This is a genomic window from Vibrio sp. E14 (assembly GCF_020515785.1).
Classification (GTDB): domain Bacteria; phylum Pseudomonadota; class Gammaproteobacteria; order Enterobacterales; family Vibrionaceae; genus Vibrio; species Vibrio diabolicus.
In genome coordinates this window covers 691194-717216 of the sequence record NZ_JAHPJI010000001.1, presented here as the reverse complement: position 1 = coordinate 717216, position 26023 = coordinate 691194, and the positions used below count along the sequence as shown (strand labels likewise).

Below are 26023 nucleotides of genomic sequence, written 5' to 3'. Positions count from 1 at the left end.
TGGTTCACTAACAACGTCAGTTGGCTAGGTGACCCTCGGCTTAGAAAGGGTCATTCATACTAAAGCATGAGACGTGCCAACTTTGTAGCGCACAAAAACAGATTGTTATTTAACCACTTTCATTAAAACTTCACCAATAGCCACTGTTTGCTCACGCAATGAATTGCAATTTGCAAATTATAATTGGCATTTCGCAATAAACCCTACCGTTAACTTTTGTTCTATGGCTTCCTAGCCAAATCACGTGCGAGGATTAATGCGAGTCCGAATACTTGCAAGAAGAGCCCGATATTCTTGTACCAAGCGATCTTTTCATCTTGCTTTGCCATTACCTCATTGAGCTCTACATTCTCAATGTAATAGTCATCAATGCGATCTCTATACGAAGCTTGTGCTTGGTTTATCTTTGACATTAGCTGAGGGAGTTTATCTATTTGTATTTCATCCGATTCGTGATGAGTCCAAGAGGATAAGTGCCCTTCCAATATCTGTTCTATCTCCGAAGGTATCGCTGCGCTCTGACCTATGTGCAAGTGAAGCAGCAACGCCTCTCTTTTTCTTTCTAGAGTTTCAACGCTATTCCACGCGAGTTGGATGGAATACAAGTTTTCCGCCTTTTGCTCTGCGAGTTGCGAATACTGTTTGCCAAGCCTATCAAGGACCAAGCTAGTAAGAACGATCGCGCCAATATTCAGTACTAACCCAATCAGAACGAGTACCCATGGCGGCGGGATATAGCTACGAAGACTTACCATAACTTATCGTACGGAAGATAAATCATATTCAACACAACCAGCGAAAGTATCACTAGGAATGTCACCTGCATGCCCCTAACACGCCTTTTTAAGTCCTCTTTCAATATACCTCGAGCATGGATAATTCGACCGATCACGAAAATAATGCCTGTGAGATGTATCCAGGTTGGGTAAGCACTATTGAATTCTAATAGTGCCATTAGAATCAGAGTAATGGGGATATATTCTGTCGCGTTACTCTGTGCACTACGAGCGATTTGGAGAGCCTCTACTCCTCCGTCAGCATAAGCAACCTGATTTAAGCGACGCTGCTTAATCACTTGAACGGCCAACCAAATAATCAGTATTGCAAGAATGCTAGCGTATAGAGCTGTGATCATATGTCGTCCTTTTTGATCCGGTTTTCATTATATAGCGTGTCACTTGGCTATAAATATAGCGGTATCCTAATGATAATGCGTCAATTAACCTCAAATTATGATTTTACTCGAATATAAGAAAACGAGTAAGAGAATACTTTATGGAACTAAAAACGCCCTCGAATAGAGGGCGTGAGAGTGAAATCGTGAATATTCAAGAATGGTGGTCTATAAAGGATGATTGGCCAGCTTTTTACGCTTATGCCCTTTGACAATACTTTCAAAGATTGTAAATAACAGCCCCACCCAAATAAAGGCAAAGGTCACTGCTTTAACTTCATCAAACAGTTCACCGAAAAACATGACAGCCAAAACAAACTGCAAGCTTGGTTCAATGTATTGCATTAAACCAACTGTCGATAAGTTTGTTATACGTATCGCGATAGAATAAAAAATCAGTGGTAAAAGCGTGATCGGTGCGCTGCCAAAGTACAAAAGCAATGTTGTTATATCTACGCCTGAAGCCAACTCACCCACTGTCCATTGTTTGTAAAACAAATACGCCACAGCAACTGGAGTCAATAGCAGGGCCTCAACAAACAAGGTGGTGCTCCAGTCGTATGTTATCTTCTTCTTGTACAAGCCATACAAAGCAAAGAACAACCCCATCGTTAGTGCGATAACAGGCAACTGGCCATAATGAATCACTTGATACATCACGCCAATTGTTGCTAGCACAATTGCGATGAGTTTGCCTTTTGAAAGCTTATCTCCAAGAATAAACACGCCTAACGCCACTGACACCAACGGTCCAATAAAAAAGCCTAAGCTTGCATCAATGACTCGATGGTGAGTCAAAGCCCAAGTGAACGCACTCCATGAAATACACATCAAACTGCTCGCGACAAACGTGTACCACAAAGATTTTTTGTCACACCAGATTTCTTTCCAATTCGGTCCTCGACGGGTTATACCAAGCACAATTAAAAAACCGACAGGAACTGAGCCGATGATTCGCCATGCCAGCAACTCATCCATTGAAGCATTCGGTAAATAACGATAATAAATGGGTAGCAGCCCCCAAATTACAAAGGAGAATGCTGCCATAAAAGTGCCATAACGAGTGTTATTCATAAAACTATCGCTCATCTAAACGAATAAGTCAGCGCAAACAAATCGCGCTATGCATAATAAAAGGAACGCGGTATCCCTGTGAGTTTAAGATGCTGAGGGCATTACTGGTTCAACGCTTGTACTACTGCTGTAAACCCACTCACAAAACACAACATAAGTGCTCCAAACCGAATTTTTTCTTTTGGTAACGATTGGGTGGTTTTCATCGCGAGCCAATACCCAAGCGCTGCCGCAGGTAATAGCGGAATAGTAATCATCAAATGGTGTAATGTGAAGAAGCCAACGGGAATTTGAACAACAAGCGAAATGATGGAACTGAAAACAAAAAATGCCGATAGGTTACCACGTAACTGGTTCGCTTCTTGATGTTGCAACAACAACGCCATCGGTGGGCCTCCAATCGCCGAACTGGTACCAAACAATCCAGAAAAGAATCCTGCTAATGTCATACGCGCTGGTGTGGGTTCAACCCGAAACGGTAAAACACTCACCACAACCGCGAATAACACCAAAAAACCAATCCAAAGTGTAAGAGCTTGAGTCGAGACAAAAAACAGTAGCAAGCCGCCAGCGACCGATCCGGGCACACGCCCAATCAATGCCATTTTTAAACCGCCGATTTCAACACTACTGCGGTGCTTCATCGCATTCATCAACGAAATAAATAACGCGACTAAACAGATTGGTACAGGCACATACTCCGGCGCCCAAAGAATCAGTAAAGGTGCGGCAACAATTGCCAAGCCAAAGCCTATTGCGGTTTGTACATAAGAGCCAAGAAATATTAGCCCTATCGCAAGCAAGTTTATCGAATCGAATTCCATTTAGATTATTCTTATATTTGAAAGCCAAACACGAAACCAAAGCACATTCGCACGATGAATGCATCGAGTGTGTTGTGATATGAATCTCGCGTAGCATTCATCAAAGTGAACAAAAAGACAATCCATTTGTGCGGTTTGCCATCACTTCTTTTCGTCTTTCATTCAGCCGATGTACGCGTATGCTTATATCTAGGCGAATTCATGCTCGACTGTTCATGCAGCATTTCTTCCACGGAATTAATGACTGCTCAAAAACGGCCGCATTAGATCTTTGAACCCTCCTCCTGCTCTATATAGGCGTAGCCGATTCTCATTACGTCGGTATAGCACTTTATGACTCATCGCTTTATACTATTGATCATTTTGTCATTACCGTACTTATTTACACAACAACAAGTGTACGGTCAGTGTTACTTTTTCTACCTTTAACTTGCTGTGAAAATAATATGAGAAAACAAACTGGATTTACTCTAATAGAGTTAGTCGTAGTTCTTGTCGTGCTCGGCATTCTTGCTGTCACTGCCGCACCACGCTTTTTAAACCTTCAAAGTGATGCGCGTGAAGCGCGTTTAGAAGGCATGAAGGGCGCGATTGCATCAGCGCTCGGTGTCGGTTATGGGAAAATGGCGATTGCAGGGTTGGAACACTATCCATATATATCAAACAAACACACAGACGCAGGTTCAGGTAAAGGCCCTGAAAATTTGCCTTTCTCAGGTTGTGAGTTGAATGGTTCTCTTAGCTGTACATTTAGGTACGGTTACCCAGATGCAGATGAAACAAGCTTAGCTATATTAGTCTCAGAACTTGAGAATCAGTATGGAGATAGTGACTGGAAAATTGTTCAAACTAACAACATTAAAGTCGTTATTTCAGCAAGAGATGATAAAAATAGCAGTTTAACTCAATGTGGGATTTTATATGGACCACCGCAGGGTCCAAACGAAAATTACACCTTGGAAATTCTTCCATGTTCACAATAAAATAAGGCTGCCCATCGGCAGCCTTATTTTTAATCTTATCGGGTTTGTTTACGCAAAGTTAAACACGTATTTATCCATCATATTCACCATACGGCCAATCTCTGGCTTGGTAATCGTATCATTTGCGCCAAGAGACAGTGCTTTCGCTCGGTTATCCTCACTCATCAATGACGAGAACATAATGATCGGCATTTCATGAAACGCTTCGGTATCGCGTAGTCTCTTCACTAAGTGCATACCATCCATTCGAGGCATTTCTACGTCCGTAACCACCGCATCTAATAGCTCTTTAACTGGCAAGTTTTCTTCTTTCGCGACCTCGATCAAGCTCATCAACTTCTCATGCGCCTCACCACCGTCTTTACATGTGATCACATTGTAACCTGAAGAAGCTAATGTATCTTGGATCAAAGAGCGAATAAATGCTGAGTCATCCACCACCATGATCGTTTTAGCATTACGCTTACCGACCATTCTCTGGTTGAGATCCACCGACTTGTCCCCTTTCACATCGTACTTTTCCATACTCAGTTCTGGGTTAATATCCGCGATGATTTTTTCAAAGTCGAGAATCATGATCAGGTTGCCTTCTTTGCGAACAACGGCCACTACACAATCTTGTTCGCCCGCTTCCAAAAACTGACTTGGTGATTCCACATCATTCCAAGAGATACGATGAATACGTGAAATACTATCAATCAGAAAGCCATTGGTCATTTTGTTGAAATCAGTAACGATAACAAACTTACGCTCTAGGTCCTGGCGTGTTGGTACACCTAACCAACCAGCTAAATCTACTAAAGGCGTCAATACATCTCTGGACGAAAACACCCCGATCATGTGAGGTTGTGCGTTTGGATAATCGGTTGTCTCTGGTACGCGAATCACTTCTCGTACTTTCGCAACGTTGATGCCGTAATAACAAGTTTTTGTGCTGCCATCCGGCAATGTTTTTTCTAAATGAAACTCGATGATTTCAAGCTCATTGGTACCACTTTCTGTCAAAATGGTGCTGGTTACGTTACTCATAAAGCCAATTATCCAACCAAAATACGCATCAGAAAAAGTTTGATGCAAACGCCATGAGAAGCCATTCTCAGGCTAAAAATCCAAGCATCCTTTTTAGTCGTTACAACAAAGTTTGTAAACCACCAAAAGGACGGCCAACGCACATTTCCATATCAAACTGTGAAAAAATGTCTCATTTTTGAACAGGATAACATGAGTTAACTTAGTGCGACCTTACCTTCCCACTTTTAGCGGCCATTTCGATAAAAAGTTTAGGGTTAATATTGATGTTTTTCGTTGGCCTATCACTATTCCCACACATATGAAATCCCTCGTGTATTGGCGTATTCGACAGTATCTTATTCAATTGTGCTCAGTGAATTTCAATTATAGAAAATGTCATTTTACTTTCCACCAGCAAGGTTTTTCCTACAATCCCTCTTAATACAATCATATTGCGTTGGGCGGTATGACAGTTCGGATAGTAGTGAGGCTCCATTTGAATAATGTTCTTATCATTGATGACCAACCACTTTACAGCGAAGCACTGACTTCTCTTGTTGAGAGCGTAATCAACACAGCCGAAGTCATTCAGTCGAAAGACAGCGCAGAAGTAATGGACTTAGTTCGAAATACAAAAATTGATTTTATTATTCTAGACGTTGTCCTTGCTGATCGAGATGGTATGCGTTTGGCGAAGAATATTTTAGCAACGGGCTATCAAGGTAAATTACTTTTCATTTCTTCACGCGACTATTCCAGCCTTTCTAAAGCGGCTTACGAGATGGGAGCTCATGGTTTCTTGAATAAAAACGAGACAAAAGAAGCTATTGCTGACGCGATTGTGAGTGTCTCACGTGGGTACTCTATGTTTAAGTCTACTCACGCTCCTTCTACTGGTGATGTCACGCTATCCAATCGCGAAGCCATGGTGTTCGACTACTTAGCTCAGGGCTATTCAAATAAACGTATTTCAGAACAACTATCGCTCAGCGCTAAAACCATCAGCACTTACAAAACTCGTATTTTGAAAAAATACCATGCAGATTCATTGATTGAATTACTGCATACGATCCCAAGCGCTGAAAACATTCAATACGATCGTTAGTTCTTCATATATTTTGCAATGGCATCGGTTAATATCTGATGCATTGCGTCGTGACGATGGCTTTGCTTCATCTGAAGTACAACCTTTGGCCAGCCGTTGGGGTAATAAGATTCAGGAATACGAATAAAACGGTATCCTTCGATTGGCGCCTGATACTCCAGAAAAACCGTCGCCGCCTTTTTTTGTTTGAGCAGCTTTAGCACACTGCTCACGTTATCTAGCGCTGCAATTCGATTGATCACCATACCGTGATTCTCCATTGCTCGTTTTGCAAGCTGCTCTTTCTCTTTCCAACCGATAATTTCAAGCATAATAAATGGCAGTTTGGCAGCCTCTTCAAGAGTGGTGATCTCAAGCTCTTCCGGAACAACAACCACAGCAGGCGCGTAGCCAATAAATTTCTGATGGATAGATTTTGGCAATTCATCATTGAAGTAATGAAGCTGGGCATCCACTTTGCCTAAAAGGATTTCGTCCACCGTATATTCCGTGATGGTTGCGACAGTAATATGAGCTTTAGGAAACAGCGTCATTAAATCCATCGCCAACAAGTGTCCAAATGAGTACTGAGCCGTTTGGGGTAAACAGACCGTTATATCCTTACTGTATTTTTCTGGTTTGAATTCTGATCGAACTAAGCATGTTTCTAAGTTATCTAATGCATCTGCAATTTTGGGTAACTGACGCATCAGAAAGTTGGTGGGCTCTAAATGATGTGGGTGACGAATGAATAGTTCATCACCAAGTTGGATGCGTAAGCGAGCAAGATATTTACTGACCGACGCCTCACTCTTACCCAAGGCTTTCGCTACGGGTTTAAGCTGACGATGCTTTTCTAACAGAACCAGTATTTTTAATAGGTTTAGATCAAGGTCTTTGTTCACGATACAGTACCAGTTGGGTCTTATGCTAATCAGCAATCAAAGGAGCATTATGCATTGCTCGAATAATATAAAAGACCAAGGGTACTGCTTGGTCAAATTTATCAAACAGTTATGTCATGGTTATGTATTGTTGTCCTCAAACACGCTGTTTTTTCATTTCATATAACTCTTCATCTGCTCTCACGATCACCTCTTGCAGCGTTTCATCCTCTTCGCGCACAGCAACACCAGTACTAACACTGATCTCTATATCTAATGTATTTAAACGATTGTGTTTAACAACGCCACGGAGCTTTTTCGCTAACATGGAAGCTTTGCTCATGCTGCATCCGGGCAAAATAATCATATTTGATAGAAATTACTATTTTTACAATCATAGCTTACCCCCATGTAAGTTTGCCTTATATCTAAGTACTTCTCATAGTAGAGGTAAGCCATTATCCTAGTTTCTGTATTAAAAATTAAGACATTTAAAGCATTTATTGAGTCATATAGTTCCTTGCCATCAACGCCAGACTCCTTATAACATTTTTTAATATATATATGCTCTTTGTAAAGCTCATCCGCAACTAGTTTATTTTCCAACCTATCTAATTTGAAATTATATTCCAGTATTTTTGTTGCGTACTTTACATAGCGAGAAACAAATTCTTTATCAACCTCGCTTACCGAAAGATAACCGATAGCTTTATCAACGTCATCACGAATACTATTTCTATCTAAGTCTATCCCGACTAAAGAATCCGACGTATCCTTAATTATACGTGTGTTATATACATATACCTCCAGTTGTTCACTCATACTTAGATTTTCTACTTTACCATAAGAATAACAAGAGTTTCCTAAAAACAAAATTAGCATTTGTAAAACATAATTAAGCTTCATTTATCAATCCGCAAATATTGTAAAAAATGTTCTATATCTAAAAATTAATCTATGTGATATTAAAGTAGAACTTATACTCACCACATTAAATCATCTTCAATTAAAATAAGAAAACTTTGAGCCAAAAATAGGGCTCATATTTAATATATCGCTAGTATTTATCGCTCTACCCACTCTAATCTTTGTTTATAATTTAGATGTCGTTTAGTATTTCCAACCTATTTCGACGCCATCTAAAAATCAGCAAAGACGTTTAAACACCACATAAAATTGAGCACATAAATATTAAAATCACGACAGCAACTAGTGGATTGCACATTACTCTATAGTCAGTACAACTCGACGGTTACAGCCAGATACTTTGTTTTCATTTACCTTACAAATCGGCGCAGACTCACCGAATGCTTTTTCAACAATCCTGTTGCCTAGACCTAACCCTTGTTTCAGGTATGTTGTTGCGGCATTCGCGCGACGAGCAGACAAGCCTTTGTTATAAGATTGAGAACCGACCTCATCAGTATGCCCCTCAACAAGAACACGAGTACCCTCGTCAACCAGTTCCAAGTATTGTGAAATCGCTTGTTTGTGAGCATCTGTTAAAAGGTATTTATCAGTATCATAGTTGAGGATCAACGACATCGAGTTCTTATCAAAGGTGCAGCTGTCGGTCGCATTCGCCCCCTCAACCTTAACTACTCTCTTATCCTGTACAATAGAACGTTCTTCATTTACCGTCACCGCTAACTTACCAACAACCTGAGTGACTTTGGTTTCGGAACTTTTAAGAATTTTGGAGCTCACGTAGTTTTCATCATGATTAATACAATTAGCGAGTGCGACATTTGAGGTAAAAATAATCGCGATTGATAATAATTTTTTCATTTTAATCTTTTAATCGTCCTGTCTCTTCGTTAATCAGATTTAATATGTATTTGTAGACATCTTTACCATTTTTTGCGTGATAAATATTTTTCTCGCCAACACAATCACCGAACCCATCGTCTTTTTGTACGTTGTAGTTAACACCTATAACGCCCATAGTGACTTTTGTTTTTTCACCTTCTAACTTCGCGTGTTCACTTTGAAACTTATTTTCTTTGCTAGAAATTCTTTTCTTGAGCTGTTCACAAAGGTTGTGTTCACGCACTAATGACTTTAAGAACTTGTCGTAAACTTGTTGATACTGAATATAACCATAACTGTCTCGATAACTTTTTGTGACTACATCGTATTTGTTTCTATACGTACTATTTCTATGGAGATGGTCAGGGAATCGTACGTCTGTATCTGCACCATCAGAAAGGAAGATAAATACCTGCTCCGGGTTACGATCTTCTTTCTTCACTTTGTCCGCTTCTTTCGCTGCTGCAATCAAGCCTAACCAAGAGTCGGTACCGCCCCCTCTTGCAGGCATTACCTTGTTGGAATTCAATATATTGATAAAGTCCTGATAGTTGTCTGTTATTGGAATATCTCGTGCCTGATTATAATAACTAGAGTGGTACACGTTTTGTTCATCCACAGACTGGTCAAACATATCATCGACAATGCTTTGGAAAGATGCTTCTGTGTGAGAAAACTCACTTGCATAGTCGTAGAATTTTAGTCTGCGATCCTTTTTATCGTATTTCACGTTGTAGGCGTTGTAAGTCAACAAGGCAACGCGACTCTTCTTATTCTCACCGGTTTTGAAGTCCTTCAAATCTTCGACAACCTTGGTGATCGTTTCCTTCACCACCTGCATCTGAGTTTTGTTGTTTTGCCCATACCACAGGTTACTCATCGATTGACTGGTATCCAGTATGAAGTAGATATCCACCGGTTGAGGTAAGTATTTCCGGGTGATCGAGTCGCCAGACACTTTGAATTTTGGCTCTACGCCGATTTCATTATGTGAAATCCATGAATCATGCTCAGAGGTGGCAACCACGGTGAAGTCTGCAAATGGCGATAACTCATTGGCTTTCTGAACACAACCGTCTTTGTACTCACACTTCTTGGTCGATACATTGATCTGAATGTCGCTAATATTGTCGGTAATATATAAGTCAACAATTCTCTGCGCATAGTCTTTGTCTTCTTGATTGTCTTTGCCCGGACTTGCAATCAAGGCAAGACTTGCAACTTCAGCCGCCTCTTCTATTTTTGAGTGCGCAAGCAAACGTTGCGTATAGCCAACAGAAAACGAGAAAGTGATGATTAATATAGGGAGAAACGAAAGAAATATGATCCCAGCAACCCCTTTTTGCTTAGTGAAGCGATTCATATTAAATCCTTGCAAATGAATAGGAACTGGTCACTACTTTGATCGGCTCACCGCTCATAAGACCGATAATGTTAAACGGCGTTTTGTAGCAAAGAGACACGTGATAAAGAGGAAGGCGTCGTTTCTGCGTGGTCAAAGGCAATAGTTTTGTTGCTTTTTCCACTGTAATGTCCTCTAGCTCCGGAAAATTACACCCCGCCGTCATGCCCTTTAAGGCGGTGGTTCTAACAAGCTTCTTATCTTTATCAATCAAAGATAGCTCTAAGACTCGCATCCCCAGCTCATTTTCGTCAAAATCTGGTAGTGTGCGTTTCAACATGCCTTTCGCCATATCGAACGAATTGTTCATGTGTGTCTCGCACTGCTTACCTCCTGCGCCGCAAATATCAAGTTCATTGGCAAACAACTGTCGGCGTTCACTAATAACACTGACGATCGAATACACCACCCTATCCAACTGCCCTTTTTTATTAACGGCGATGGTGTAGTTGATATGCATGGCAATAATGGAGCCAAAAAAGAGTAAGACCAATGCAAGCTCAACAATAAAAGCACCGGTTTGCTTTGACTTAGTTACCACAACTGATCTCCTCTCCTAACTTGAACGTGCAGCGCTCGTACTCCTGAACCGCGACCATCTCACGACTAATGTTCATGCTTGGCATAACAAAGTTAAACAGAGGCTGATAGGTGAAGCTCAATTGGTATATGGCAATTGGCATGTTGACTGAGTTTTCAGCAGTGTCGCCTTTCTTGATGTTTGGGCATTCACTCAACGCTTTTCCACTGCGATTACAATGGATAAAGTCAGTTAGGTTTTTAAAGTAATAAACCGATGCCGAAACCGTTGAGTGATCAACAACTTTTGACCATAGTGCACCACCACTTGATTTAAGCTTGGTTTTTATTACGTCTTGGTAGTCGACTTTTTCAGTACTGTGAGAGCTGCCTTGCTTTTTACTGCTCATCACTGCTGTGGTTAATGCATGATCCGTCACGCCCATTGAGTACGTTAGAACCGACAAGTCAAACCAAGTAAACAGAACCATTAATAAAATCGGTAAGCCCATTGCGGTCTCAACAGTCAAACTTCCCTTTTGAAACTTGATCATAGCTCGACGTACCTTTTCTTCGTGTAATCAACAACAAAGGCACCTTTGATATCCATATTTTCAAGAAATTTCTTTGCGTCATTGATATCACTGAACTCACCAATGCAGTAGCGCTTCCATAAGCCGTGCGTGTAGGAATACACACTTCCATAGTTGCCTTTTAGATAGTTTAAGTAGTCCGAAGGAATCACCTTATAGGTTGCCAAAACTTGAATTCGGTAAATTGAAGGTGCTTTAGGGCGTAAGTTTTTTGGATCTAGAACTGAGCGCGCTACGTACTTTGGTTTCAAATCGACTGATTTCGTTTCCATTTCCATATTTTTCTTTTCCTTTACTTTAGCGACCTGCTTTGATGGAGCTGTTTTCGTTACTTTTTTAGGAAGCGGTTTAACGCTCTGCATGAGTTTTTTCAGTTTGACTCGCGCTTCTTGTTCGCTGCTGTCGTGCTTTAACACTTCCAGTGCCACGTCAGGTCGGTGTGACCGAGTCGAAGCTAATAGTAGATTTGAGCGGACTTTTTCATCGTTCGGATTAGCCGCAAACAAGCTGTATAGAAGTTCCATCGCAGGTTCCGGACGACCTTGCAACATCATCACGACGGCGATATTGTTATTCGCTTCTCGGTCCAATGCGCCGTTCTTCTTGCTGTCATTGAAGTTAGCGATTGCACCGTTGTAGTCTTTCTTACGCGCTAAAATCTTGCCTTTTAAAAGATAATAATTTCCCTTCGGACCACCGTTTTCTAAATAGTCATCTAGATAGCGCTCACTTGCGACATAATTACGTTTTAGATATTCCAACTTAGCTAAGATATAAATAATCTCTGGATCTTCGAGGTCTTTCTTCTCAAGAGTATTTATGTATAACTCGGCAGACTTTTGGTCTTTATTATCGAGATATAAATTGATCAGTTTTATCTTATAGCTTGGAACTTCAACCAAATTTGCTTTATAAAACTCGATCAGTTGTTCAGTTTGCCCAGAATTAGTTAGTAGTTTTTCTTTGGTTACTAATTCCTGATTGATAGTAGAACAACCACTTAAAAGCAGTAAAACAAAAAGGGAAATATAGTTTTTTACATTCATTATCCTAGCATCCTCATTATCCCTGGCGCTGCGATTAGAACAACAATAGGAACCATGATAAAAGCGATCATTGGTATGGACATTTTTGCCCCCATCTTTCCTATTTTTTCTTCCAAATCGAGCATGTTTATTTCTCGAATATCAGAAGCGAGGGAAGCTAATACCGCACCTACTGATGAGCCGTACTTCAAGCTTTGAGTAAGAGTCATTACAAAGCTTTGCGCTTCTGTGGTTGGAACCAGATCATAGAACTCAGTAAGCGCTCGATCCAAACCAACAATTTTGGCTCGTTCTGATGTTTTTTTAACAACGTAAGCCAGGTTTTCATCGACAGTTTTTAGCTCGTTCGATAGATATTCCAAGCTCGCTTCGAGCGTCATTCCGGTATGCACACACACGTTCATCAAGTCGAGCAAAAAAGGCAGTCGACTACTGACGTGACGAACGTTCGCATTCCCTTTCGATGAAATGTACATATCTGGCGCAATCAAACACACAAGCATCGAAAGCGAGAATGAAATAAACGCAGATGAAAATTCCATGTCTCCCTGCATGTAAGAATAACCAATAAATGCTAAGCAAAACAACAGCGGTATAATCTTCAGCAGATAATAAGCTTGCGCAATAAAATCACTATGAATCCCTGCTCTAACTAAGTTGTTTTTCGTTTCTTCTTTATTAAAAGACATACGCGCAAGTTGTACTGCCAACTTATCGGTAAAAGGCGTCTTTTCTTGGGTTGAGTCAATGATCTTCTTTGTCGAAATATTCGCTTTGGTTTTATCAAACACTTTTAACGAGTAATACGCGACAGATAGTGAAATAAACAACCCCAATGCTAAAAAGATGAATTTAATGTCGACCATTACTTCACTCCTCTTAATATCATATAGATAAAGAAGAATCCGATAGCTTCACTGATCAGCACGTAATAAAAGATGGGTTTCCCGCCTTCTTCAAACATTACGAAGTTATAATTTTCAGGGCTGGTTACTTTCAAAATCATGATAAAGATTACCGGTAGAGCCGCGATGATTTTTGCTGAAGCACGCGCCTCTGACGTCAGTGCGTTTTTCTTCTTCTCGATTGCCCTTGCTTCAAACATGATTCGGTTGATGCGGTTAATGACATCTTTTAGTTGGCCACCTCGACTCAAGTTGATTCGAATCGTCGCCGCAAAGAAAAAGTACTCAACATAAGGGAACGACGCAGCACTTCGCGCCAAGACATCATCTGGGTCTTCACCGATAAGTAAGCGCTCTGACATCTTCTTGAACTCTTCGCCTACTTCATTATCAAGCTGAGTGCCCACATATTCGAACGCATGGACAATACTCTGACCCGAGGAGAGCGCACCAGAAAGAATGTTCAGCGCATCCGGGAAGTTATCCTTGAATCGCTGCGCTTGAATGCCACTAAGTTTGAGAATAAACATCACAAATAGTATTGGCTCCAAAGCAAGCAACACTCTCCAATACTCAAACATGAAGAACCAATCGTTAACGAAGTAAACCGCTAATGAAGAGCCCGCAAAAAAGCCAATTAATTTGATTCCTGCATTAGGACTCAACAGCTTTTTCAACTGCTTAAATTTATCCTTAATCTTTTTTCGGTAGCTGATATCAAAGCTTTCTGAATCGATAACCGCTCGAGAGCCAGAAACGCCCTCGAACGTATTAGATTGCTCAATGATCGATGTGATTTCTTTCTGTTTTTTCGAATGCCCAATAAACAGAAACAACGCAATTACAACCCATAGCAAAATGACAATCAACATCATGAGAACAGCTCCTGCAGCGCCCCATCCAAGCCAAAGAACTTCGCTCGCTCATAAATTACAGAGCGCTTAGAAAGACCTGGCGTTCGGAATTCGCCCGAGATTTTGCCTTCATCACCCATTCCGTTGTTTTCAAACCGGAAGATATCTTCCATAACAACGTTGTCACCTTCGAGACCAACAATTTCACTGATAAACAAGATTTTACGACTTCCATCATGGAGTCGTCGTACTTGGACTATCAGATCAACCGCACTCACGATGGTTCGACGAATCGCCTCAAGCGGTAGACTGGCTGTCGCCATCATTACCATACTCTCCACACGAGCAATCGCATCACGAGGGGTGTTCGCGTGGAGCGTAGACATTGAGCCATCGTGACCAGTGTTCATTGCTTGAAGCATTTCAAACGCTTCACCACCACGACACTCACCAACAATGATTCTATCTGGTCGCATACGCAGGGCGTTGATCACCAAGTCTCGCGCAGTGATTTCACCCGTCCCTTCAACACTTGCTTGACGAGTTTCCAATCGAACAATGTGTGGTTGCTGCAATTGAAGTTCGGCCGCATCTTCAATGGTAACGATACGTTCACCACTACCAATGAAACCGGACAATGCGTTCAACAGGGTTGTTTTACCTGAACCCGTACCCCCAGAGATAAGGATGTTGCACTTACAATGGCTGGCAATCGAAAGCAGTTTTGCCATTTCAACCGATAGCGCGCCAAACTGAACCAAGTTTTCTAGCTTGATTTTTTGCTCTTTGAACTTACGAATCGAAATGGATGTCCCATCGATTGCAAGAGGCGGAATAACAATGTTTACACGACTTCCATCTTCCAAACGAGCATCACAAAGCGGTTTTGATTCATCAATTCGACGCCCCACATTTGAGGCAATACGCTTAGCAATGGTGTTGAGCTGTTTCTCGTTAACAAACTGAATTGGTGATTTTTCTACCTTACCGTTCAATTCGATAAAGATGTCCGAAGGACCATTGATCATGATGTCCGAGATTTCATCATTATCGACCAACGCTTGAAGGGGGCCAAGACCTTTCAACTCGTCAAGCAGTGCTTTAACCAGCTCTAAACGCTTTAAGCTACTGATTTGAAGTTGCTTCTTCTCAATAAGAATATTAACGGAGTCTTTTAGCTGGCTCTCAAGCTCCAACGGTTCAACGTCAACTAACGAGGCTGCATCTAAGGCGTCAAAGATCTCATCTCGAATTTCAATATAAACTTCTTTCAAGTGATTCATTTCTTAAACCACGCGAACTTTTTCTGCACTTTGACTTTTTTACCCGTCAACGAATTCACAATATTGGCAATGGCAGGTGCAAACTTAAGCTTTGCCGTATTTTGAATGCCTTGTTGAATAATGAGCTTCTCTAGATTGGCTTCATAAGCAAAATCAATCGCGTCTTTGGCTTTGATTTTCTCTTTCGCCCCTTGAAGCGGCATCATGTAGTCCTTCTGAGATCGCGTCATCGAGAAAATCACTCGATGCTCAGACTTACCCAGCTTCTTCTTGATTGAGTGGTACGCTCTTAGTGAGGCCACAGAAGGTTCACAAACAATAAAAATACGGTTGTATCGGTCACTGATGTCTTCTGCTGTCAACTCATCAATCGCACTGAGCGGCATGGAATCAATGATAAAGTTGTACTGATCAACCAGTTCATTAGAGATGCGAAACAACGAATCTACATGATCGCTCAAGCAAGCAACGTTCTTTTCTAATGTGAGGAAGTTGAGCTTATCTTTAACGGGTTTTACATAGCTTCCAGCAATCGCGGCATCCAGTTCAGACTGGTTCAAATCAATGCTGTTTTGCTGCGCTTTTAGCCCTTTTAAGCCTAGAAATATGTCTGAGTTTAGTGCGATGGTGTCATGCTCAACAAGCAAGGTTTTTAAATTAGCTTGTTGACTCAAACTGTGTGAAAGAAAGGCACTGATCGTGGACACGCCCACCCCACCTTTGCTACCAAGCATTAAGACTCGCTTGGCAATGCGAGACTTCTTCTTAACTGTTGGTGAGAATGTCGCAGCACTTGACTCTTTAAGCGCCCCTAACAAACCATCGAGTTCAGGGTCCCAAAGAATGTAGTTGGCACCCAATGACAAGACTTTATCTCGCATCAGTATTGAGTCCATGTTACTCACTACAATAAGAGAAATACTGACGTCTAATCTTGAAGAGATCTCCGCAACTTCTGAAATCAACTCGCCACATGCTCTTAAGTCAAGAATGACATGTTTTATTTCAGCGTTAGTTTTATGCCAACTTTCGTCATCAATATCGTCGACTTTTAAAGGTGAAGCGAAACCTTCGATTGCGTAGAGCTCGTCGATTGCTTGAAGAAAAGCCAAATCATCTGAAACAACCAGATCAATGGTGTTGTTCTTCTTATCTTTGCTTGATGAAGTCGTTTTGAATAGGTTATCTAAATCCATTTTTTACTCCGCCACAGGATTCGTCATACTCAAGCGTCTGTTGTATTCCAAGCTGCACCCAAATGGATGATGTTTAAGGGTGTTGAATGAAACAGCATCACAAGTTTGCTCTTGCATCTTGTGGTATTTCGCAACGATTTTTACGCCTTTGCTTTCGCTGTTTGCGTTCAGGGTATAACGCAACTTGTTTACGCCTTTGGCTTTGATTTCTTTCACAAAGCCATCAACAAACTGACTTTCTTTGGCGTCGTAATTGATTGCAAATGTCGACTTCGGATACTGAAGATTGATTTGATTGACGAAGTTAACCGACTTATCCATCGCCACTTCTTTGTTTGTGACTCGAAACTCAAAGGTTTCTACAATTGTGTCTACGGTTGTTTTGTTTGGTGTTACCGATACCGAGCAACCCGAGAGTAATACAGAAACCACCAACAATAGATTTGCCTTCATTAGTTAAAGCCTCCCGCCTTTATCGTATTTTCCAGCTCTTCGTCATCAACATTTGAAAGATCAAGTTTCAACAAACGCTCAAGATCACTCGTTCGTTTAAACTTCGGCAGTTTAATATCGGTTTCTCTAACGGGATCGACGAGGTTAACTGTCGCCACGATAATCAGCTCAGTCTTTCTTCTTTCAGTATTGGTTTTACTAAACAGTGCACCCAAAATCGGGATATCACCTAGGTAAGGGATTTTGGCTAGTGATTCCTGCTCTTCTGATGTCAACAGGCCCGCTAGAACAAAGCTTTGACCATCTTTCAATTGCACGGTCGTTTGGGCTTTGCGAGTCCTCAAAGAAGGCACACTGATGAGTCCAGAGTTCACGCCATTGGTCTTATCAATAGAGCTCACTTCCGGCAGCAGTGACAAACGAATATTTTCAGAGTCTGTTACTTTAGCAACCATCGACAGCTTTACGCCGTACTCTTTGTAAGTAACAGAGATGCCGTCGTTATCGCGAACTGTAATAGGAATCTCACCACCGACTAGAAAGCTTGCGGACTCACCGGAAATCACTGATAAATTTGGTTCGGCAAGCACTTGTCCAATGCTATCATTACCACTCGCTGAAATAACCGCAACGATATCCTCAGCAGTAAAATCTAAAATTTTATTGACGAACTGACCAGCACCACCAATGGACTTACCGTTTGTTTCAGCGTATGAAACCCCTAGCTCGGTCAAGAATGAACTTGAAACTTCTGCAACCGTCAGCTTTACGTTGATTTGATCAGTAGTGAGAACTTTCAGGTTGTTGATGATGTCTTCAAACACATAAGTCGCTGTGTAGTCGAGAGCATCGCCAGCTTCTCCGTTTGCATTAGTAAGCTCAAAAGTGTTCCTTTGTTTGCTCTTTTTCAGCATTTCACCTACGTGGCGATACACCTTGTTTTTGATTTCTTCGCTGCTCACGACACCATCAATGACAACCTGCTCACCAATATTGGTCAGCTTAATGTCTTCATCGGGATACCTTGCAATAAGCGTTTGTTTTAAAAGCCTTAAGCTTTTATTTACTACCACTTCTGCGTTATAAATTTCGTTTCCTGCTCGGTCGTACGCGATAATGGAAGTGGCACCACGGCCAATACCGTAAATCACCAATTTCCCGTTTGCGATGACCTTGTAATCCGCAATTTGGGTATCTGCGACAAACACGGTATCAATGTTGCGTTTTACATTAATCGTCTTCGCTGCACCTTTATCAAGGCTTAATAGATCCCCAGCTGACGCGGAAACCGGGAGAAGCAAAACCAATCCCAGCGTGACTGATAATATATTTTTATTGAACACCCTTAATTCCCTCTCAGCTGTCGAACGCCAAATCGATGCTCAATCAAATCGCTACTTTTTACAGATAAGTATTTATGAACCATCTTTGCTGGAACCAGAGTAATGGCTCCGATTTTCTGTGCCATTTCAAGCTTAAGTACCTGTTTAACGGTCAACGCGATAATCAAGCCATATTCTTCATTTGACGAATCATCATCTTCAGAAACGTTCATCGATTGCAAAACCAAAGCCCCGTCAATGATGACGTTGCTCGTTAAGCTATCGATATCGGAATAGCCACTTTCTAATAAATTAGATTGAGATGAGGTTGTGGCAACAAAACTGACGCGATCGCCAGGTTGAATTGGTAGCGCTTCTACAATGCTACTGCCTTGCGACAAGTAGTAGTAAGGCACTTGGTCTTTTTTAAGTGAAAGATACATGTAATCTTTTTCACCAGGATTAGAAACCAAGTCTGGTGTTAATTGCATACCTTCATTGACGTCTTTCGCCCATAGAGCACCTGAATCAATCTTGATACTCGCGTAAGGAACGTATGAATGCTGTTTTGCTTCCGACTCGGGAAACTCACGAATATCTATTGCATCGGTGTTAACCGGCTCAGCTTTGTTTACAGCTCGATTAACGAATGCGACCTCTACAAACACTTCATTTTCGACCACAGCCACTGGCTCAGGCTGATCAAAAAAATCGCTGACGTAGAAAAAAGCCAAAAACATAGTGATAGCAACAAATACAAAAACTAATGCTCTACTCATAGAATAAAAACCTTAAAAGAGAGGGTTTCCCCTCTCTAAATTTATAACTGGTTAACTTATCCTTGTTTACCGTCAGCTTTATTGCCAGAGCCAGAACCTCCAGCAGAGTTAGCACTTTCCATTGAAGTGGAAATTTTGCCCATCGCATCATTTAACGTTGTTTTCAAAGTGCCATCTTTGAAAACAAATAGAATAATTGAAGACATTGCTACAGCGATGATTGCGTATTCCACAGCAGTGACACCACGTTTGTCAGAATTAAATTTATGGCGGATATTACGAAGTTTATTATTGATATTTAAAAGCATGTTTACCTCTATTTCCCTTGAATTAATCACTCATTTCGTGAACGAATAAAATTTACATCAACAGAAACAATCACACCAATTAAGCTTTTTTATTCACATATAAGATGTTGTTATGAAATCAATGAAATCCATTACATAAATTTTTATTATCGAAAACAATTTGAATTTATAAGTGAAAAATTTAAAATAGGAAAATGAATTATATAAATTTTGCTTTGTGGCTAACTTGCCTGGTCAACGTCTTACTCATATTCTATGACGATATTCGTTATAGAATTGTGAAACATCGATTTCTTCTTATTATCTTTATTACTTCACTACTTAGCTTGTTGTTTACTCCAGAACCACTAGCTCAACTCACAGTGAGTATCTCTGTTTTTATTTGTTTCTTTATACTTTGGTTGATAAACATTGTAGGAGGCGGAGATGTAAAACTCATTGGTGCACTTTTCTTAGGAGTGAACGATGAATATATGTTAGCTGCAATAGTAGCGATCGGATTAATGGGTGGGATTCAAATATTGGTTATGTGGTTAATGTCTGTTTATCACAAAAAAAATTTTTTTGAGAACGGCATCCCTTACACAATACCAATTGGTACGAGTGGGCTCTTTTTCTTCTACATGTCATTAATTTAATCATTATTAAAACAAACGCCATGTCTATTTATTCAATAGGCATGGCGTTTTTCTACATCACTTCACAACTGGTTAGTAACCGACCCGTAGGTGGTCTACCAACCACGCCTTTAGAAGTCAGTCGGAATGTTTCGGTAATCAAACTTCTCAAACGTTCTTGGTCGATTTTCTTCGCAGCAGAATCATTACACCATACGTACATCTCGATGTACTTGGATAGCGGATACTGGCTACACTTGTAATCGCCCAGTGTCCAACTAGGACAGATAACAAAAGTATTTTCCGCTTGCAGTTCATTGATCATCAATCGAGACGAAGAAGTAGTAAGCCAATGTTTTACTCTAGAAGTATCCACCCCAGAAGAGTCAAGCAATACCTCAGCATCTCGCCTAGTCAAAGTATTACAAAAGACGATTCGCTCAGGGTAGCATTCCTCAGGTTTGACTGCACAGCCGCAAGCCAAAATGTATTGCTCTCTATTTAGGGGGAAAACGCGACCTTCCACGGATGTGGTGTCACCAATAGCGAAGACTAAATCGTGGTTATCTTTATCAACACAATTCATGTCGCTATAACTTGTAATAGCTAACTCGACGTCGTTATACACTCTAAAAGAGCTAATTACCTTCGCTACCAATTCAGGAGCAAATGAATCAGATATAGCAATAGAATACCGATCAAACATATCTACTTGAGCCAATTCGTCAAATAATTGGTCATATAAAGACATTGTTCTGTCTGTATAACTAAGTAATATTTGGCCATGTTTAGTCAGATTGAATCCATCTTTTCGATCGAAGACTTCAGCCCCTATAGTACATTCAAGTTTTTTAATATGTTGTGAAACGGCTGGTTGGGTTAAATATAGACTTTCTGCTGCCGCAGTAAAACTTCTATGCCTTGCAACATGTGAAAAAGTGCGCAAGTACTTTACATCGATGGTACGTTTATTTGCTTTCATTTTAATAACACCAAGACCCAATAATTTCCGATAGTTATAATTTTTATAAATCCATAAAGCTACAGATGAAGCTAGTTAATAAATAGCTCCCCTCTATAACTCAGTCTCTTATTTTACGTCTAAGCATTAAACAGTTGTATAAGAAACGAGTTTCTTATTAACTAAGTTTTCCACTGATCCGAAAAGACAAAAAACATTGCAAACACATGTTTTAATTATTATTTTACGCTGAAAAATAATTGATTTAAAAAAGGTAAATTTATAATATTGTGTCTTAATCACCCCCTTTATAAGGTCTAAATCCCCCTTTTATTTTAAGTAATCACTTAATAATATTCATATAGTTTTATTTCATAACAAAATATATACATTATATGAACGACAATATTATTAATAGAAATTAAGTAATTATAAGAATACGTATATATAAGTATAAGTTGCCGTTATTAATAATTAATTCAAGACTAACTCATTTATACTCGAACGAAAATAGCAAACGTTTGCTATTTTCGTTCGAACTATAATGTGGATTTAAAACGAATGTAAATATGACTATTCAATTAATAATGTTGTATAGATCATAATTCTGGCCATGAGATATGCTTATCATTAAGCTTTAATTTGGTTTCTTTTACGATATTCAAGTGGAGAACAATCATTTTCTCGTTTGAATATCTGCCTGAAAAACTGTGTATCAACATAACCAGATCGACTTGCCACTTCATCAATTGACAATTTTGTTGACCTCAACAGTTCTTTTGCAAAAGATAAACGCCCTAACTGAATAAACTTTAACGGACTGATGGATGTCGCCTCTTTAAATCGGCGTTTTAACTGCCGTTCTGATAAGCAAGCTTCATTCGCTAAATCACTGATAGAAACGATGTCTAGATCCGTGGTGAGAATCCATTTTTGGATTTTTAGAATCAGCTCATCTCTGTGTTGCATGTAACGGAAAACATCACAGTATGAATGAGAGTTTCCACTGCTCTCTATTGTACTTAAAAACTGGTTACCAAGGTTTCGAGTGTGCTTTCCAAAATACTCTTCTACTATTTCCAGCATCACACTTGAGTGAGAGTAAGGTCCAGACGAAAGATAGACGTTTCCGTCAATGAGTGCTTTCTGCTCAGTCATGAGCATTATCTCAGGGAACAGTTCGCCAAAGAGGTGGGCGAAGTAAGAATGCATTACAGCTTTGTTTTGCTGCAAAAGACCGGCTTTCGCGACGACAAAAATACCAGTGTCAATTGCAACTATTTTGCTGCCTTTTAGGTGTAACTCTCTGATCCAATCGAACAATGCAGGATCGATCTTATCTAACGATTCTAAAGGATCGCCAATAGAGCCAATGATTAATATGTTTGTAAAATCAAATGATTGCCATTGTGCGGTAGGTTGAACGCTGATTCCCCCTCGACCAATTAACGGCCGATTGTTTGCCGTAACGACGTGTGTCATGAAACCTTGGAACTCTGCAAATTCAGCTGCTGTTTCCAAGATCTCTAATGAGCTTATTATTGATGCAAAATACCTCCCTGTCGGAGCAAGCGCTACGACACGGAGGTTTTTCTTATTGGTTTCCTTCAATCTTCATTCATCCTGCGAATACAAGGCGATGAATTATAATATTTTTCTACCAAATATCATTTCTTATTACGAATCTATACAAATTATTAACCTTTGTTCTTAGGCTAATCAGGATCATACACAGAATGACCCACAGCCCCATAGAGCCACCTTCTTCACTCTTGCCAGGATCATTTTCCACAACAACTTCTTGCTTAACAACCATAGCAACGTTCTTAGTAATAATTGCACCATCATTGTCGTTTACCGTCACTTCAAACGTCAGCTTTTCACTTTTTTCACTCACTTTTGGTAACGTCACTTCTACACTTATCGTGTCCGTGGTGGCAAACTGGGCTTTAGTCCCAGAAACTTGACGCCATTTGAATGAATGATTGGTTGAATCAACGTCTTTTAAGACAAGTACAGATAGTGTGACTTTTTCATTTGATAGGCCTTCTTTACGACTCGCTTCGATAGAAAAGATCGGCTCATCATTAACCGCTTCGACCGAAATTACAGCCATAGCTGTATTAGATTCACGTCCGTTCTCTTTAACAATAGAAAACTCAAACTGGTCATTACCAAAGTAGTTTTCCTTGCTTTGGTAGGTATTTCCATCAATCTTGCCGTGCATCGGCGGCTTTTTAATGACGATGGTGTCCCCTTTCTCTAGTCCTTGTTGCTGACGTAAGTTAAGTTCCAGTGGCGTATCTTCTAGCGCTTTGTATTGAAGACTATTGGCGGTGATTACTGGAGAATTGATCGTGATGACCACCTCACCTTCTGCTGTCGTCCCAAAATCGTCAGACACTTGATACTTCATTACTGCTCGTTGTTCTGGAATGTCCGAAACAGGAACAGAATAGTGGATTTTTTGTCCTGAGATTTCAGCGCTACCAATCGAAGGCTTTGATGTGATCTTGTCTAGCTTCAGTGTGCTATTCGCATCTGATGAGTGGTCATTCGCCAGTACATCAATCGTAATACTTTCACCGCTTAATACGGTGACGGAATCCGTTTCAACCGTAATACTAGGTTTCGCCTGAGGTTTTTCTAACAAAGCAGCAAAAGGATAGTTACGGCCACGCCCTTCGCTTAATCCGCTCGTCTTGTACGAACTGGCATTTCCATAGAACTGCTTCTTTTTCTCTCCGTTAGACAAATAAGCGTCCAAGAATGAATAGCTGTATTCTGGCTTAGCGTTTTCTAGCTCAATGACCAACAACTGCTCACCTTCATCGATATCAAATGGCGATGCAAACATAACTCGACCACCAAACGTAGGAATCACCCCCGATGACACTTCAACTTGAGTGTCAACGTTAATAGCAGCATTCCCCCAACGGTTTGTAGTCAGGTCATATTTAAACATGCGATAACGCATCTCGGAGTTTGGTAGGATTGGCTTAGCAAATAAGTAGAAACCAACCAAAGATTGGTAACCGTCGTTGTTTTCTAACCCAAACCCTATCGTATTGTTGCGGCTGTCTTCATACACGTACGTTCTTGAAAGTGACGTTATCCAAGCCGATTTATTCGTCGATGAAGGAATAGATGCTCGTAACGTGCCGCTTTGATCTGTACTGGCGATATCATTAATCGAGATATTGGTTTCCCGGCCACCGGTGATGAGTTTTAAAGAAGGAGTTGTATCGTCCGAAATAGTGACCACATTGCTTGAGCCCGGGAACACATCACCTTGATCTGACCAACCACGAGTTTGTAGTTCATCCAGACCGTCCGCTTGGAATACCTGAACTTGCATTGGCCCTGTGTCATTGAAACGGTTGTCGATACTTACGGCCGTGATCAAAAGACCTTCACCTGACAACGCAAGGTCGTATTCCGTTTTTCTTCTGTTTTCGAAGTAAGCTCTTGGACCTTGCTGTTTCAAGTACGGATCGAGATACACCACACCCTCGCCTTGACGAGTCTCGATCGTGCTAGAACCAGACGCTTCAATCACTTTCGGCTTGATGAAACCAGCAGCTTCTTTACTCCATGCCAACATATTGACCGGCGTTTCCCCTGCATACGTATCACCTTGTTTACTTGCCCAGCTTCCGCCACCCATTAATCCCCATTGGCCAACAGAGCCGGAATGTTTGTAGGAGTACAAATCAGGTAGACCAAGCATCAAGTGTCCAAGTTCATGGGCAATCACGCCCATCGTAGATTGATGGTCACTTTGGAAGTCAGCAAACAAGCAGTAATCTCGAATGGTCTTTCCATCGATCTCAATCGCATTATGACTATAACGATGAGGCCAAATGTACGGCGTATTTACTGAACCGGCAGATTTGTCATACCCCGCAAATACAAACATCACAGACAATTCGTCAGGCGTGATTTTGTCGTCGTTATTCAAATCGTAAGTAGACAAATCCACATAACGGTCCAACTTGTCGTAAGCGGCTTTAAAGGCTTCATTTAACTTACTGTCACAAGTCGCATCATTTTTTGAGTGGCAGTTCGGGTGAGCGATATCCAACGTAAGATCGATAACACCATCGTTCGCCGTACCTTCCGTTTCTTTCGCAGGCTCTACGATGTAACGTCCGTAACTATTCTTACTGAAGTAGTCTTTTACACTTTGCTGATTATCACCAAAAATCACATTGGTGAAGTCATTCACAAAGTCTTGGTTGTTAAAGCTCACCTGAACAACAAGCAAAGGTTGGGGCGTGGGCTCATTTGTTGCGTTTAGTGCTCGAATGGGAGTTTGCTCAAGATATGGCTCATTCATTGGATAAACGTGCTCAGAAGGCAATAAAGAAGACGTCGGGGTGACGCGCTCTTTTAACAGCTCTCTCACAGCTTGTGGCATTTCTAATTTGGCTTCAACCCCAAGAGAAGTGACGACAAAACGACCATCAACAATTTCATGGTTACCATAAAACCACCCTGTCTCTTCATCGTAGACATAAATAATGCCTTCTCTATCTTGATACCAGAAAGATTCTTGATCGCCATAAAGTTTTAATTCTTTCTTTGAGCCATCATTTAACTGAAATTGATGCCAAGTTGGCGCAGGCAGCGTATTGGCATGAGCAAAGGAAACCATCAAAGTGCTGATGATTGGAAAATATATTTTCTTCATATACCCGTCGACTAAAATAAAAACCAAGCGTTATGTATATCAAAATCAATTTTTCCTTCCCAATTAACATTTCTACTGAATTTATAAATAATGGTTATTTGTTCAATATCACATAAAAATAGGCCTGTTGAGCATAATACATTTTTATCTAACCATTAAATTCTATTATTTAACTATGCATCAGTAAAAATATATATTTGACGTCCATTTCAAATACAATACTAATTCTATGAAAAATATTAAAACTGC

The 26023-nt window shown here is 40.6% G+C and carries 26 protein-coding genes and 1 pseudogene; 3 read left to right on the top strand and 24 right to left on the bottom strand.

Annotated elements, in window-relative coordinates; translation table 11 throughout:
• Positions 1–221: 221 nt before the first annotated feature.
• The 4 genes from LIX84_RS03025 to LIX84_RS03010 all read right to left on the bottom strand — a co-directional run bounded on the left by LIX84_RS03025 (position 222) and on the right by LIX84_RS03010 (position 3072).
• On the bottom strand, positions 222–755 hold the full coding sequence (locus LIX84_RS03025; RefSeq protein WP_047008291.1) for a hypothetical protein: 534 nt from the start codon (positions 753–755) through the stop codon (positions 222–224).
• Complete coding sequence (locus LIX84_RS03020; protein WP_012842326.1) at positions 749–1135, bottom strand: MAPEG family protein; 387 nt, start codon at positions 1133–1135, stop codon at positions 749–751. The genes LIX84_RS03025 and LIX84_RS03020 overlap by 7 nt, the downstream gene beginning before the upstream one ends.
• Before the next feature lie 207 nt (positions 1136–1342).
• The gene (gene rarD, locus LIX84_RS03015) at positions 1343–2248 is read right to left on the bottom strand and encodes an EamA family transporter RarD (protein ID WP_005395245.1); all 906 of its coding nucleotides are present in this window, start codon (positions 2246–2248) and stop codon (positions 1343–1345) included.
• A 101-nt stretch (positions 2249–2349) separates the two neighbouring features.
• On the bottom strand, positions 2350–3072 hold the full coding sequence (locus tag LIX84_RS03010; protein ID WP_226420585.1) for a sulfite exporter TauE/SafE family protein: 723 nt from the start codon (positions 3070–3072) through the stop codon (positions 2350–2352).
• 446 nt (positions 3073–3518) lie between these two features.
• On the opposite strand from LIX84_RS03010, the gene LIX84_RS03005 reads away from it, so the two are divergent.
• Positions 3519–4055 (top strand): type II secretion system protein, encoded by a 537-nt coding sequence (locus LIX84_RS03005; protein ID WP_104972517.1) that lies wholly within the window; start codon positions 3519–3521, stop codon positions 4053–4055.
• Between the two features lie 48 nt (positions 4056–4103).
• Here the strand turns inward: LIX84_RS03005 and LIX84_RS03000 are convergent, their stop codons facing one another.
• Positions 4104–5084, bottom strand: a complete 981-nt coding sequence (locus tag LIX84_RS03000; RefSeq protein WP_025998672.1) for a chemotaxis protein — start codon at positions 5082–5084, stop codon at positions 4104–4106.
• A gap of 478 nt (positions 5085–5562) precedes the next feature.
• Here LIX84_RS03000 and LIX84_RS02995 point away from each other — a divergent pair, with 478 nt between their 5' ends.
• Positions 5563–6171: a response regulator transcription factor gene (locus tag LIX84_RS02995; RefSeq protein ID WP_226420584.1), complete on the top strand. Its 609-nt coding sequence runs from the start codon at positions 5563–5565 to the stop codon at positions 6169–6171.
• Here the strand turns inward: LIX84_RS02995 and LIX84_RS02990 are convergent.
• The 16 genes and pseudogenes from LIX84_RS02990 to LIX84_RS02915 form a co-directional block, all read right to left on the bottom strand.
• On the bottom strand, positions 6168–7055 hold the full coding sequence (locus LIX84_RS02990; protein WP_226420583.1) for a LysR family transcriptional regulator: 888 nt from the start codon (positions 7053–7055) through the stop codon (positions 6168–6170). The genes LIX84_RS02995 and LIX84_RS02990 overlap by 4 nt on opposite strands.
• Positions 7056–7191: 136 nt before the next feature.
• Positions 7192–7395 (bottom strand): annotated as a pseudogene (locus LIX84_RS02985) (diguanylate cyclase domain-containing protein); the annotation flags it as partial.
• A 2-nt stretch (positions 7396–7397) separates the two neighbouring features.
• Entirely contained in the window at positions 7398–7940 is a 543-nt protein-coding gene (locus tag LIX84_RS02980) for a chromosome segregation ATPase (protein WP_203342552.1), read from the bottom strand.
• 318 nt (positions 7941–8258) lie between these two features.
• Entirely contained in the window at positions 8259–8822 is a 564-nt protein-coding gene (locus LIX84_RS02975) for an OmpA family protein (protein WP_226420582.1), read from the bottom strand.
• Position 8823: 1 nt separating this feature from the next.
• On the bottom strand, positions 8824–10206 hold the full coding sequence (locus LIX84_RS02970) for a TadE/TadG family type IV pilus assembly protein (RefSeq protein WP_226420581.1): 1383 nt from the start codon (positions 10204–10206) through the stop codon (positions 8824–8826).
• Position 10207: 1 nt separating this feature from the next.
• On the bottom strand, positions 10208–10786 hold the full coding sequence (gene tadF / locus LIX84_RS02965) for a tight adherence pilus pseudopilin TadF (protein ID WP_226420580.1): 579 nt from the start codon (positions 10784–10786) through the stop codon (positions 10208–10210).
• Entirely contained in the window at positions 10776–11318 is a 543-nt protein-coding gene (locus LIX84_RS02960; RefSeq protein WP_226420579.1) for a TadE family protein, read from the bottom strand. Before LIX84_RS02960 ends, tadF begins: the two co-directional genes overlap by 11 nt.
• Positions 11315–12403, bottom strand: coding sequence for a pilus assembly protein TadD (locus LIX84_RS02955; protein ID WP_226420578.1), 1089 nt, complete (start codon positions 12401–12403; stop codon positions 11315–11317). Before LIX84_RS02955 ends, LIX84_RS02960 begins: the two co-directional genes overlap by 4 nt.
• A complete protein-coding gene (locus LIX84_RS02950) occupies positions 12403–13269 on the bottom strand; it encodes a type II secretion system F family protein (protein WP_226420577.1) in 867 nt (288 codons plus the stop codon). Before LIX84_RS02950 ends, LIX84_RS02955 begins: the two co-directional genes overlap by 1 nt.
• Positions 13269–14183 (bottom strand): type II secretion system F family protein, encoded by a 915-nt coding sequence (locus LIX84_RS02945; protein ID WP_226420576.1) that lies wholly within the window; start codon positions 14181–14183, stop codon positions 13269–13271. The genes LIX84_RS02950 and LIX84_RS02945 overlap by 1 nt, the downstream gene beginning before the upstream one ends.
• Complete coding sequence (locus LIX84_RS02940) at positions 14180–15445, bottom strand: CpaF family protein (RefSeq protein WP_005445970.1); 1266 nt, start codon at positions 15443–15445, stop codon at positions 14180–14182. The genes LIX84_RS02945 and LIX84_RS02940 overlap by 4 nt, the downstream gene beginning before the upstream one ends.
• Positions 15442–16641: an AAA family ATPase gene (locus tag LIX84_RS02935; RefSeq protein ID WP_005445972.1), complete on the bottom strand. Its 1200-nt coding sequence runs from the start codon at positions 16639–16641 to the stop codon at positions 15442–15444. The genes LIX84_RS02940 and LIX84_RS02935 overlap by 4 nt, the downstream gene beginning before the upstream one ends.
• Before the next feature lie 3 nt (positions 16642–16644).
• The gene (locus LIX84_RS02930) at positions 16645–17094 is read right to left on the bottom strand and encodes a hypothetical protein (protein ID WP_005445974.1); all 450 of its coding nucleotides are present in this window, start codon (positions 17092–17094) and stop codon (positions 16645–16647) included.
• Positions 17094–18437, bottom strand: coding sequence for a type II and III secretion system protein family protein (locus LIX84_RS02925; protein ID WP_226420575.1), 1344 nt, complete (start codon positions 18435–18437; stop codon positions 17094–17096). The genes LIX84_RS02930 and LIX84_RS02925 overlap by 1 nt, the downstream gene beginning before the upstream one ends.
• Before the next feature lie 2 nt (positions 18438–18439).
• Positions 18440–19195 carry a pilus assembly protein CpaB gene (locus LIX84_RS02920; RefSeq protein WP_124007824.1) on the bottom strand — a complete coding sequence of 252 codons (756 nt, stop codon included), beginning with the start codon at positions 19193–19195 and terminating at the stop codon, positions 18440–18442.
• Positions 19196–19251: 56 nt separating this feature from the next.
• Positions 19252–19503, bottom strand: coding sequence for a Flp family type IVb pilin (locus LIX84_RS02915; protein WP_046876019.1), 252 nt, complete (start codon positions 19501–19503; stop codon positions 19252–19254).
• A 194-nt stretch (positions 19504–19697) separates the two neighbouring features.
• On the opposite strand from LIX84_RS02915, the gene LIX84_RS02910 reads away from it, so the two are divergent.
• Complete coding sequence (locus LIX84_RS02910; protein ID WP_046876018.1) at positions 19698–20141, top strand: A24 family peptidase; 444 nt, start codon at positions 19698–19700, stop codon at positions 20139–20141.
• 52 nt (positions 20142–20193) lie between these two features.
• On the opposite strand, the gene LIX84_RS02905 is transcribed toward LIX84_RS02910, so the two are convergent.
• From LIX84_RS02905 to LIX84_RS02895, 3 genes are all read right to left on the bottom strand, one after another.
• A complete protein-coding gene (locus LIX84_RS02905) occupies positions 20194–21102 on the bottom strand; it encodes a LysR family transcriptional regulator (RefSeq protein WP_124007822.1) in 909 nt (302 codons plus the stop codon).
• A 609-nt stretch (positions 21103–21711) separates the two neighbouring features.
• Positions 21712–22692, bottom strand: coding sequence for a GlxA family transcriptional regulator (locus LIX84_RS02900; RefSeq protein ID WP_046876016.1), 981 nt, complete (start codon positions 22690–22692; stop codon positions 21712–21714).
• 46 nt (positions 22693–22738) lie between these two features.
• Positions 22739–25774, bottom strand: coding sequence for a M6 family metalloprotease domain-containing protein (locus LIX84_RS02895; protein ID WP_226420574.1), 3036 nt, complete (start codon positions 25772–25774; stop codon positions 22739–22741).
• Positions 25775–26023: the final 249 nt, after the last annotated feature.